Below are 12,012 nucleotides of genomic sequence, written 5' to 3'. Positions count from 1 at the left end.
ATGAGTATCCCTTCTCACAGCCAGTTATTTATAGGCAATGTAAGGCATCGTCGTTTTACGCCCGTTAAGCACGAGCTGAATTACTCAATGTTTATGCCAGCGATTGATTTGGATGAAATTGGCATACTTGAGAAAAAAGTTTGGGGCTTTGGGACTCGCTGGTGGCATTGGGCTCGATTCAAACGTGATGATTACCTCGGTGAAGGGAGTTTGAAAAAAGCGGTGCAAGATAAAGTCGCAGAACTTACGGGCGTACGTTGCAGCGGCAAAGTGCTGGCTGTCTGTCATTTGCGTTATCTCGGGCTTTATTTTAGTCCGGTGAATTTTTACTACCTGTATGACCAAAAAGGTGAATGGCAATATCTTCTCGCTGAAGTCAGCAATACACCTTGGAATGAGCGCCATTATTACGCGATAGCGGCTGACCCAAAGGATGAAGATTTTGGTTGGGAGCAAGACAAAGCATTCCACGTGTCACCGTTCAACCCGATAGACCAATTGTACCGCTGGAAAATAAAACCGCTTACAGACAAGTTAAATATCCATCTTGAATGCCATAAAGGTGAAAAACACTTCGACGCCACAATGGTCATGAAAGCACAGCCATTTTCCAGTGGTTCTTTATTGAAGTGCTTGATCGGAACACCAATTCAAACAGTAAAAGTGATGGTTGGAATCTACTGGCATGCGTTGAAGTTATGGGTTAAAGGTGCGCCGTTTTATTCCCACCCTAAATATTTGGCGTCCAATGAACGTCGAGCCTCTAGCGACAAATCAGATAAGAAAAATAATAAGCACAAGGAGAATTCTGCATGTTAAATACGACTTCTATAACATTGCCGCGCAAACTGACGACGACTCAGAAAGCGGCTCGCGGAGTTATTTTTCAATGTCTGCAAAAGATGGAAATGGGTTGCTTAACCATTATTGAATCGTTTCATACTGAGACAAAGGAGCGCAGTGAACGTTTTACTGCGCCAAACGGAGAATACAGTGGCCAACCTGTCGTTGCGACCATTGAGGTTAAGCACCCAGGTTTTTACTCCAGAATATTACAAGGCGGTAGCATCGCTGCCGGTGAGGCGTACATGGATGGCTGGTGGGACAGTCCAGATTTAACTGCGTTGATGAAGCTGATGGCGCTCAATATGCGAGCCCTTGATAAGCTTGAGGAGCAGGGTAGTTGGCTTACCAAGTTACTTTACAAGTTTAGCCATTGGACGAATCGAAACTCGCAAGAAAACTCTCGGAAGAACATCCATGCTCATTACGATTTAGGCAATGATTTGTATGAAGCTTTTTTAGATACCAATATGCTGTACTCATCAGCGCTTTACCACACAAGTGCCGACTCCTTAGAGCAAGCTCAAATCAATAAAATGGAACGCTTGTGCCAGCAGTTGGATCTTCAATCTACCGACCATGTGATTGAGATTGGCACAGGGTGGGGTGCGATGGCGATATACATGGCTGAGCAATACGGTTGCCGCGTGACAACAACGACCATTTCAAAAGAGCAGCATGAGTATGCTCGACAGCAAATCGTACAACGAGGTTTAGCCGATCGAATTACTTTACTTAAAGAAGACTACCGTGACCTTACTGGGACGTACGATAAATTGGTTTCTATCGAGATGATTGAAGCCGTGGGGAAACAGTTCTTAGCTTCCTACATCAAAAAATGCGAGTCGTTATTAAAACCTCGCGGCCTGATGGCTATCCAAGCGATTACGATTGCGGATCAGCGTTACGACTATTACAGCAACAATGTCGATTTTATTCAGAAATACATTTTCCCTGGTGGTTTCTTGCCATCGGTGACGTCTTTGACACAAGCGACCACTAAGCACAGTGATTTGGTGGTTCGTGATTTGTTTGACATCGGCCTAGACTACGCAAAAACACTGAATGAGTGGCATCGCCGTTTTAACCGCGCAGAGGATGCTGTGCGAGGGTTTGGGTACGATGACCGGTTTGTCCGCATGTGGCGTTATTACCTTAGTTATTGTGAAGGCGGTTTTCTTGCTCGTACGATCAGCGCCGTTCATATGACTTTCCAGCGCCCATAACAATTATGAGAGTGTTGATTGCGTCCACTTGGTTTCAACTGTGCTGGTTTATTGCTGTGCTTGGTACGTTTGAGTGGCAATGGTTGATGATGATACTGGCGTTGGCGACTTTGGTGTATTCCATTCTGACGGCGTTTCACTCGGTGAAAGCGATCTCCTTTGTCACCATTTTCGGGCTAGTTCTCGATACGCTAAATCAACACTTCTCGCTTTTGGTTTTCCCTACCCCTTGGCTCCCTGTGTGGTTGATTGGTCTATGGGTATTGTTTGCATGGTATGCCTACCAACTGAAAGTGCTTTTGCACCGCTTCGCCAAAATCTACGTATCAATATTAGGTGGGCTTGGAGGAATGCTCAGCTACTTCGCTGGCTACAAGCTTCAAGCGGTAGAGTTTGGATTCGATACAAGTATTACGTTACTGGCCTTGTTTGTGGAATGGTTGGTGTTAATGCTGGTGATTCTCAAGGTGTATAACAATGGCAAACTTAAAGAGAAAACTCGTAAGGGGTATGGGTAGCGGTATCTTGTTTGTTTTTGCAGTGGGCGCAATACCGTCGCAGGCACAAGATATAGGAAGTACTGACAGACTGAATGTAGAAAACTGGCAGGAATGGGAAACAGTAGGCGAAGCGCAGCTCACTTGGTTTGTGTTTGATATTTATCGCTCTCGCCTAAAAGCACCCAATGGGCAATACCTAGTTTCTACGGATGTTTCTCCGCATCCATTTGCTTTAGAGATCAACTATCAACGAGACATAAGCAAGCAGCAGTTGCTTGAGGTGACGGAGGAACAGTGGCAAAAACTGGGCTTCCCTAAGTCGAGCCGCCAACAATGGATTACCCAATTGAGCTTTATCTTCCCAAGTATCAAAAATGGCGATGAACTGACCTACGTCACTGATGGAGATAAGGGACAGATCATCTATCGCCAAGCAGGAACTAAAACGCAAAAAATGGTTGGCGAAATAACGGACGAACGTATGAATGATGCATTCCTGTCCATTTGGTTGTCACCAAAAACGGAATTTCCGAAGCTGCGTAAACAACTTATAGGACAAGTCAGACCGTGAACATCTTTAAAACATTATTGCGATACTTTGCTGCGTGCGTTGTTGTTACGTTGAGTGCTTGCTCGGTGGATATAGACAATTACCAAGCATCTACGCCGCCATTTAATTTATTTGAATATTTTGATGGCAATGTGAAGGCATGGGGAATGGTGCAAGATTATTCCGAGAAACAAACACGCCGCTTTGAGGTTGATATTGTCGGTACGATAACGGGTGATGAATTGGTTCTTGTTGAGGACTTTGTTTTTGACGATGGTGAAACCGACCAGCGTGTTTGGACTATTTCTCGTGCAGAGGATGGCAGGTATACAGGCAAAGCAGATGACATTATTGGTTTCGCAAACGGAAAAGAGCAGGGTAACGCTCTGCAATGGCAATATGACTTTGAGTTAAAAATGGACGACTCGACAGTGACTGTTGCCTTTGATGATTGGCTTTACCGACAAGATGACAAACACGTATTCAACCTGACCAAAATTAAAAAGTTTGGCGTGGAGGTGGGGACAATAACCTTGTTCTTTCAAAAACAACCCTAAATCCGCGATGCTCAACACGTATTGGGCGAAAATACTCTATTGGAATGCCTCGGTTGGTAAGCTTCCAAACAAAAAGGTTGACGCTTTCACGTCAACCTTTTTAGTCTTTCGCTCATTATTGAGAGATTATAGCTTGTCAGTTAGCTCGATTGCTTGACCGATATAGTTCGCTGGCGTCATCTCTTTTAGACGTGCTTTTTCGTGTTCAGGAAGCTCAAGGCCGTCAATGAAGTTACGCATTGCTTCACCGTCTACGCGCTTGCCGCGAGTTAGCTCTTTCAACTTCTCGTATGGCTTCTCGATACCGTAGCGACGCATTACCGTTTGTACTGGCTCTGCTAGAACTTCCCAGTTTTTGTCTAGTTCAGCAAGAAGCGCGTCACGGTTCACTTCCAGTTTGCTGATGCCTTTTAGCGTAGAAGTGTAGGCGATGATTGCGTAGCCAACACCAACACCTAGGTTACGTAGAACCGTTGAGTCAGTTAGGTCACGTTGCCAGCGAGAGATAGGCAGTTTCTGTGCTAGGTGACCGAACACGGCGTTCGCAAGACCTAGGTTACCTTCAGAGTTTTCAAAGTCGATTGGGTTAACTTTGTGTGGCATTGTCGAAGAACCGATCTCGCCAGCAATGGTTTTTTGCTTGAAGTGGCCTAGTGCAATGTAACCCCAAACGTCACGGTCGAAATCGATCAGAATAGTGTTGAAACGTGCCACAGCATCGAACAGCTCAGCGATGTAATCGTGTGGTTCGATTTGTGTTGTGTAAGGGTTCCAAGTTACGCCTAGAGATTCAGTGATGAACTCTTCAGAGAACTTGTGCCAATCTAGTTCCGGGTAAGCAGATAGGTGCGCGTTGTAGTTACCTACCGCGCCGTTGATTTTCGCTAGGATTTCAACGTTTTCGATTTGCTTGTATTGACGCTCCATGCGGTACGCCACGTTTGCCATTTCTTTACCCATTGTTGATGGAGAAGCTGGCTGACCGTGTGTACGAGATAGAAGAGGGATGTCGCGGTACTCAACAGCAAGTGCTTTGATAGCGTCAATAAGGTTGCGAATTTCTGGAAGAATCACGGTTTCACGCGCTTCTTTTAGCATTAGAGCGTGTGATGTGTTGTTGATGTCTTCAGAAGTACATGCAAAGTGGAAGAACTCGTTTACTGCGTGCAGTTCAGGAACGTCTGCGACTTTCTCTTTTAGGAAGTACTCAACCGCTTTTACGTCGTGGTTAGTTGTGCGCTCGATCTCTTTGATACGTAGTGCGTCTGCTTCAGAGAAGTTTGCAGCAAGGTCGTCTAGGAATTGGTTTGCTTCTGCGCTAAACGCTGGCACTTCTGCAATTTCAGCAGTAGCAGCAAGCTTTTGTAGCCAGCGGATTTCAACGATAGTACGGTATTTTAAAAGACCGTATTCACTGAAGATTTCGCGTAACGCAATTGTCTTGCTTCCGTAGCGGCCGTCTACTGGTGAAACAGCAGTCAATGCTGACAGTTCCATGATGTTCTCCTGAATTGGGTTTCTAAATTTCGTGAGCTTTATACCAATAACTGTGGCAATTGTCACGAATATTGCGCAAACGTTTGCGCGAGATTTGTTTTAGTCAAAAAAATTAGCTCGCGATGAACGCGAGCTATGGAATTACATTCTGGCTAACAGGATTTGAGCCTGTTCAACCATCTTCTTGCGTCCGAAGATTAAGTGGCGACGTTTGCCACCCACTTGACGCCAAAGTACCGCGCTACGGATGCCTGATAACAACAAAGCGCGAACTTTGTGTTGGTTGGCTGTTTGCTGCAATACCGATGGGGTGCCAGTTACTTGAATACGAGGGCCGATTGGGCTAACTACATCAAGATAAATGCTTGCTAGGTTGCTGATCATTTGATCTTCTAGCAATTCAAAGTGTTCTGTTTGGCGTTTCGCCATTTGGATGCGATCACCAAGCTGAGACATGGCATCAGTGCGTGCGGTTAGTTTACGCTCTAATGCCATTAGGCTAATTATGTATCGGGTGATTTCACTGCCAGATGGGGTGCTATCAATCCCTTTCACCAAACACTCAAGGCCAAGTTTTAGGTCGGCTTCGCGACCGAATACGCCAATAGTATTGGCTGGGTTTGTGTTCAAAATGGCGTTCATGGATGTTTCAAAAGCATCTTGATCACAATGTCCGTTTCTCGCAACTTGTTGAACCAAAGCAACAGCTTGGCAAATACCAGCGAAAGCGATAGTACGGTCATAAAGTGTATTCGCCACGTAACAACTCCTAAGCTTGAGAATATTTAATGCGTTGCTCGATGATACCACCACCTAAGCAAACGTCATCTTTGTAGAACACGGCGGATTGACCTGGAGTCACGGCAATTTGTGGCTCATCAAAGATCACTTTAATGTTCTCGTCGTCGATAGGAATGATTGTACAAGGAATATCTTGCTGACGGTAACGAGTTTTCACTGTGCACTTCATAACATCGCGAATTGGTTCACGATCTACCCAGTGAAGTTGTGATGCAAGTAGACCTTCTGATTTTAGCATCGGGTGGTCTTTACCTTGAACGGCGATAAGCACGTTGCGGTCGAGATCTTTCTCACCTACGAACCATGGGTCTTCGTTACCGCCGCCGCCTTTACGACCACCGATATGAAGGCCTTTACGTTGGCCTAGTGTGTGGTACATCAAGCCTTGGTGCTGACCGATAACTTCGCCTTCTGGCGTTTCGATGTTGCCTGGTTGAGCAGGAAGGTAACGGCCTAGGAACTCAGTAAATTTACGTTCACCGATGAAACAGATGCCTGTTGAATCTTTCTTCTTCGCTGTGATTAGACCTTGTTCTTCCGCGATACGGCGAACTTCTGGTTTTTCCAAATCACCCACAGGGAATAGGCTACGAGCAACTTGTTCGTGGCTTAGTGTGTACAAGAAGTAGCTTTGGTCTTTGTTGCTATCTAGGCCACGCAGCATTTGTGGCTTTTCGCCGTTTTCAGGGAAAGAACGACGCACATAATGACCCATGGCAATGTAGTCTGCCTCAAGCACTTCATCAGCGAATTCAAGGAATGCTTTGAACTTGATTTCTTTGTTACAAAGGATGTCTGGGTTTGGAGTACGACCGGCTTTGTATTCTGCAAGGAAGTATTCGAATACGTTATCCCAGTATTCTGCTGCAAAGTTGATGGTGTGAAGGTGGATGCCTAGCTTGTCACATACTGCTTGAGCATCGGCTAAATCTTCTGCTGCTGTGCAATATTCTTCGTTGTCATCTTCTTCCCAGTTCTTCATGAACAGGCCTTCTACTTGGTAGCCTTGTTGCTTTAGAAGATACGCAGAAACAGATGAATCAACGCCGCCGGACATACCGACGATGACTTTCTTTTGGCTGTTATCAGACATTACTAAACACCACTAAAATAAACGGGACGCAGATTCTAACAGAATCCACAGACCGGTGACAGATCCGAGATCGAAATCACAATTCGTTTTTGCTGCCTTTTTCCGCAACAGCATCACTAAATAGTAATTTCATAAGTATAGAAAGGATATATATGGCATAGTTGGCAAAAATCCAAGAGGACAATATAAATGAGTGACGAAAACCAATTTATGCAAGAAGCCGAGTTGATTGAAATTGTTGAGAATCAGCTTGAAGATGGGAACCCTATCAAAGTTAAAGAAACATTGATGCGTTTGATGATGACTGGCACACCAAGAGAAGAAGCGGTAGCTATGATGGCATGTGCTATGTCGATTGAAATCTTTGATGTAATGAAAAACGAAGGGGAGTTCAATTTAAAGCGTTACACTGAACACCTAAATCAGCTGCCTGATTTGAGCTTCATGGAAGGCGAATAAGTAACCCGGAAGAAAAAAGCATCCAGCAAACGTTTGCTATAATTGCTTTTATTGCCGCTTTATTATTAGCGGTATAGAATCCGTTCTCCTTTTCATCCCCTTACTCAGACTAACAATATGAAATTTCCTGGACAACGCAAATCGAAGCACTATTTTCCTGTTCATGCTCGTGATCCTTTGGTGAGCCAAGCACAAGAAAGCAAGAAGATGACGCGCACTCACATCATCGGTATTGACCAAACTTTGGTGGATATCGAGGCAAAAGTAACGTCAGATGTGATTGAAAAGTACGGTTTGAGTAAAGGTCACTCGCTGGTTATTGATGATGTAAAAGCAGAAGAGCTATACCAGCAATTAAAAGAAGAGAATCTGATCACTAACGAATACGCTGGTGGTACGATTGGCAATACACTTCATAACTACTCGGTTCTTGCAGACGATCGTTCTACGCTGCTTGGTGTGATGAGCCAGGATATCAAAATCGGCAGCTACGGCTATCGTTACCTTTGTAATACATCGAGCCGCATGGACCTGAATTACCTGCAAGGTGTTGATGGTGCTATCGGTCGTTGTTTTGCTTTGATCACTGAAGACGGTGAACGTACTTTTGCGATCAGCGAAGGTCAAATGAACCAGCTTCATCCAGACAGCATTCCTGAGAAAATTTTCAAAAATGCATCTGCTCTTGTACTGACTTCTTACTTAGTTCGTTGTAAAGAAGGCGATCCAATGCCTGAAGCAACAATGAAAGCCATTGAGTTTGCGAAGAAGAACGACGTTCCTGTTGTATTAACGCTAGGTACAAAGTTTGTTATTCAAGACGATCCTAAATACTGGCAAGACTTTATTCGTGAACACGTTTCTGTTGTCGCAATGAACGAAGACGAAGCAGAAGCTCTAACAGGCGAAACTGATCCGCTAGCCGCTTCTGATAAGACGCTAGAGTGGGCTGATATGGTGTTATGTACCGCAGGTCCTGTTGGTCTGTTTATGGCGGGTTACACTGAAGACACTGCGAAGCGTGAAACCACGTTGCCATTACTTCCTGGCTCGATTGCTGAATTTAATCGTTACGAGTTCAGCCGTCCGGCTAAAAAAGATGCTTGTCAGAATCCAATTCGAGTTTATTCGCATATTTCTCCTTACATGGGTGGTCCAGAGAAAATTAAGAACACAAACGGTGCGGGTGATGCTGCGTTGTCTGCTGTTCTTCATGACATGGCGGCGAATAAATACCATAAAGAAAATGTGCCTAACTCTAGCAAGCACAGCAATGAGTATTTAACTTACTCATCTTTTTCTCAGGTTTGTAAATATGCGAACCGTGCGAGCTACGAAGTTCTCGTGCAACATTCTCCTCGTCTGTCTCGTGGCTTACCAGAGCGAGAAGACAGTTTGGAAGAAGCATACTGGGAACGTTAATTCATATCGAATTAACCACTTTATAACTAATGTTAAAATGGCGTGTTTGAAAAAATACGCCATTTTTTATTTACTCAAGACAAATAAAAAAGGCTCCCAACGGGAGCCTTTTTTAAACAAGAACGATTAGATTAGGAAATCGTCTAGTGATTTACCTGCGTCAAGTTGCTCTTGAATTGCAGAAGGTGTACGGCCTTGGCCTGTCCAAGTTTTTTCTTGGCCATTTGTGTCGATGTACTTGTACTTAGCTGGGCGAGGAGCGCGCTTAGATTTTGCTTTAGTCTTAGTTTCGCCAGATAGTGCGCTAATTAGTGCTTCAACGTCGATACCGTCTTGAGCAATTTTTTCTGCAATCTCTGCTAGTTTAGCTTCTTGTTGTGCTAGTGCTTCACGCTCTGCTTCTTCAGCTTCACGACGCTCTTCAACAACAGTAGTTAGTTTATCTAGAGCTTCTTCCAATTGTTCTAGAGTCAGCTCACGAGAAAATGCACGAAGGCTACGGATATTTAGAAGTGTTTTAGTCAGCTCTGACATAACGATTCCTATTAATAGGTTAACGTGTTTGGCATTTTTAATCGTTACGATTAAATAATACCAATCTACAAATAAAGATAAGTCCTTATATTTAACTTTATCTTTTCCTTATGTGCAAATGCTAAATCATGATTTTGTTTAAATTGAGCTATTTTTTGACTGAAAACTAATATTAATTAACTCGAAATAAATCTTAATTGATAGTGAATTCAAGTTTTACGTGATTATTCTAATCAAGCGAGCTATTGAATGGTGTTTTTTATAAAAGGCGAGCTTTGTATTTGCGCAACAGAAAACGAAAGCTGTAATGTGTACGGTATTTGTTATTCATATTTCTTTAAATTATCGATATTAGATAATCCATGATATTTTTATGGTAGTAATAAAGTTTCATAAACAACCCAATTAACGTGATTTCAGTTGCACAATACTCAATTTGTTTGTTCGACGTTTATAAATTGGGTTGGCGATTATTTATTAGTTTAATTTAGTTTGATGTGTTGCATTGGTTCTCATCATAAGTACAATGGCTGCTACCTGATGCAATATTGCAGACAATTTGTTGTTAATTTGTACAATTAACGGTTAATTGTTTGTTGTTGCCGTAGAGGCGCAGTCTCGAAGAGTAGCTATTATTGGGGTGATGCCAATGAATAATAGTGGAAGGCGAAGATTGCCGAAGTAAGTCGTATATCAAAACGCCTTGCTGGGGTTGTATCTGAAAGGAACAACACTGCCATAGTATATTTACATTAAACTATGGAGCGCTACTGTAGGGTTGGGTGGAGTGTTCGCTTCCCTGTCGCTAAGTTCAACATGAGCACGTTTCTTATAAAGAAGGCGTGACTTGTCTGCAGTAGATCTCTAGCCAAACTTTGGTTTTTGAAGATCATGAATTTAATAGATTTTTCTCATTCTCCTGTTTCATTATTGCCTCCTATTGTTGCTCTGACATTGGCGATTCTGACTCGACGTGTATTAGTTTCTCTTGGTGTAGGTATCGCGCTTGGTGCGGTTCTACTTAACAGCTGGTCAATTGGTGGTACTGCAAGCTATGTAGGTACTCAAGTGTCTTCTGTCTTCATTGAAGATGGTGGAATTAACACTTGGAACATGAGCATTGTTGGTTTCCTAATTCTATTAGGCATGACAACGGCTCTATTGACACTTTCTGGCGGTACTCGCGCATTCGCTGAATGGGCACAGTCTCGTGTGAAAAGTAAACGCGGCTCTAAACTTCTTGCAGCCTTTTTAGGCGTATTCATTTTTGTCGACGATTACTTTAACAGTCTTGCTGTAGGTGCGATTTCACGCCCAGTAACGGATCGCTTCTATGTATCTCGTGCGAAACTGGCTTACATCCTAGATTCAACCGCTGCACCTATGTGTGTCATCATGCCAGCTTCTAGTTGGGGTGCTTACATCATTACTATCATCGGCGGTATTTTAGTATCACATGGTATTACTGAGTATTCAGCGCTTGGGGCGTATGTGCGTCTTATACCAATGAACTTCTACGCTGTATTTGCGCTGTTAATGGTGTTTGCAGTAGCGTGGTTTGGTCTAGATATCGGTAAGATGCGCGAGCATGAAATTGCAGCGTCTCAAGGTCGTGGTTTTGACAAAGACAAAGAGAACGACACTCAAGAAGCGCATGAGCTTAACGAAGAGTTGGACATTCGTGAGAGCGAAAAAGGTAAAGTCTCTGACTTAATCCTACCGATTGTTACGCTTATCATCGCGACAATTGCTTCGATGATGTACACCGGTGGTCAAGCGTTGGCTGCTGACGGTAAAGAGTTTGCATTGTTAGGTGCATTCGAGAATACCGATGTGGGTACGTCTCTTATTTATGGTAGCTTGCTTGGTTTGGCCGTTGCTCTGTTTACTGTTCTAAAACAAGGACTACCACTGACTGAGATTACTCGTACACTGTGGATTGGTGCTAAATCGATGTTTGGTGCGATTCTTATCCTTGTGTTTGCGTGGACGATCGGCTCTGTTATCGGTGACATGAAGACGGGTTCGTACCTATCGACTATGGCTCAAGGTAACATTAATCCGCATTGGTTACCTGTAATCCTGTTCTTGTTGTCGGGTCTAATGGCGTTCTCAACCGGTACTTCATGGGGTACATTCGGTATCATGTTACCAATCGCTGGTGATATGGCGGGTGCAACTGACATCGCACTAATGCTTCCTATGCTAAGTGCGGTTTTGGCCGGTGCAGTATTCGGTGACCACTGTTCACCAATTTCGGACACGACTATTTTGTCTTCGACAGGTGCGCGTTGTAATCACATCGATCACGTATCGACTCAGTTGCCTTATGCGCTGTCTGTTGCTTTAGTTTCTTGTGTCGGCTTTATTGCACTTGGTATGACAACGTCAATCGCGTTCTCTTTCATTGCAGCGTCGATTACATTTGTTATCGTCTGTGCTGTTCTATCATGGTTGTCGAAATCGAAAATAGCATCATGTCAGAGCGCTTAATGGCAATATGATTTGTTGAAAAGAGGAAGCTCCGCTA

General features: G+C 43.7%; 12 protein-coding genes and 1 riboswitch. Of the genes, 8 read left to right on the top strand and 4 right to left on the bottom strand.

Annotated features, from left to right (window positions below; genetic code table 11):
* The 5 genes from ACF8CV_RS15150 to ACF8CV_RS15130 are packed head-to-tail and all read left to right on the top strand — an operon-like array spanning position 1 to position 3,676.
* Entirely contained in the window at positions 1–819 is an 819-nt protein-coding gene (locus tag ACF8CV_RS15150) for a DUF1365 domain-containing protein (protein ID WP_171055871.1), read from the top strand.
* Complete coding sequence (locus ACF8CV_RS15145) at positions 813–2,069, top strand: cyclopropane-fatty-acyl-phospholipid synthase family protein (RefSeq protein ID WP_138937421.1); 1,257 nt, start codon at positions 813–815, stop codon at positions 2,067–2,069. The genes ACF8CV_RS15150 and ACF8CV_RS15145 overlap by 7 nt, the downstream gene beginning before the upstream one ends.
* A 5-nt stretch (positions 2,070–2,074) precedes the next feature.
* Entirely contained in the window at positions 2,075–2,587 is a 513-nt protein-coding gene (locus ACF8CV_RS15140) for a DUF2878 domain-containing protein (RefSeq protein WP_025546128.1), read from the top strand.
* On the top strand, positions 2,547–3,140 hold the full coding sequence (locus ACF8CV_RS15135; protein ID WP_031832540.1) for a chalcone isomerase family protein: 594 nt from the start codon (positions 2,547–2,549) through the stop codon (positions 3,138–3,140). Before ACF8CV_RS15140 ends, ACF8CV_RS15135 begins: the two co-directional genes overlap by 41 nt.
* Positions 3,137–3,676, top strand: coding sequence for a DUF3833 domain-containing protein (locus tag ACF8CV_RS15130; RefSeq protein WP_025818147.1), 540 nt, complete (start codon positions 3,137–3,139; stop codon positions 3,674–3,676). Before ACF8CV_RS15135 ends, ACF8CV_RS15130 begins: the two co-directional genes overlap by 4 nt.
* A gap of 126 nt (positions 3,677–3,802) precedes the next feature.
* Here ACF8CV_RS15130 and purB read toward each other — a convergent pair whose 3' ends face one another.
* From purB to mnmA, 3 genes are all read right to left on the bottom strand, one after another.
* On the bottom strand, positions 3,803–5,173 hold the full coding sequence (gene purB, locus ACF8CV_RS15125) for an adenylosuccinate lyase (RefSeq protein ID WP_005460028.1): 1,371 nt from the start codon (positions 5,171–5,173) through the stop codon (positions 3,803–3,805).
* Between the two features lie 141 nt (positions 5,174–5,314).
* Positions 5,315–5,932, bottom strand: a complete 618-nt coding sequence (gene hflD, locus ACF8CV_RS15120; RefSeq protein ID WP_005459996.1) for a high frequency lysogenization protein HflD — start codon at positions 5,930–5,932, stop codon at positions 5,315–5,317.
* A gap of 10 nt (positions 5,933–5,942) precedes the next feature.
* Complete coding sequence (mnmA, locus tag ACF8CV_RS15115; RefSeq protein WP_005459992.1) at positions 5,943–7,067, bottom strand: tRNA 2-thiouridine(34) synthase MnmA; 1,125 nt, start codon at positions 7,065–7,067, stop codon at positions 5,943–5,945.
* Between the two features lie 189 nt (positions 7,068–7,256).
* On the opposite strand from mnmA, the gene ACF8CV_RS15110 reads away from it, so the two are divergent.
* The gene (locus ACF8CV_RS15110) at positions 7,257–7,526 is read left to right on the top strand and encodes a hypothetical protein (protein WP_005459999.1); all 270 of its coding nucleotides are present in this window, start codon (positions 7,257–7,259) and stop codon (positions 7,524–7,526) included.
* A 117-nt stretch (positions 7,527–7,643) separates the two neighbouring features.
* Positions 7,644–8,948 carry an inosine/guanosine kinase gene (locus ACF8CV_RS15105; RefSeq protein ID WP_138937422.1) on the top strand — a complete coding sequence of 435 codons (1,305 nt, stop codon included), beginning with the start codon at positions 7,644–7,646 and terminating at the stop codon, positions 8,946–8,948.
* A 126-nt stretch (positions 8,949–9,074) separates the two neighbouring features.
* Here ACF8CV_RS15105 and ACF8CV_RS15100 read toward each other — a convergent pair whose 3' ends face one another.
* Entirely contained in the window at positions 9,075–9,482 is a 408-nt protein-coding gene (locus ACF8CV_RS15100) for a DNA-binding protein H-NS (protein WP_005460020.1), read from the bottom strand.
* Between the two features lie 597 nt (positions 9,483–10,079).
* A riboswitch (Lysine riboswitch) is annotated at positions 10,080–10,260 on the top strand.
* 113 nt (positions 10,261–10,373) lie between these two features.
* Here ACF8CV_RS15100 and tet(35) point away from each other — a divergent pair.
* Entirely contained in the window at positions 10,374–11,975 is a 1,602-nt protein-coding gene (gene tet(35) / locus ACF8CV_RS15095) for a tetracycline efflux Na+/H+ antiporter family transporter Tet(35) (protein ID WP_005495724.1), read from the top strand.
* Positions 11,976–12,012: the final 37 nt, after the last annotated feature.

This window comes from Vibrio sp. zbq_1 (assembly GCF_043102935.1).
GTDB classification, from domain to species: domain Bacteria; phylum Pseudomonadota; class Gammaproteobacteria; order Enterobacterales; family Vibrionaceae; genus Vibrio; species Vibrio parahaemolyticus.
This window is presented reverse-complemented; position numbering and strand designations above follow the sequence as displayed.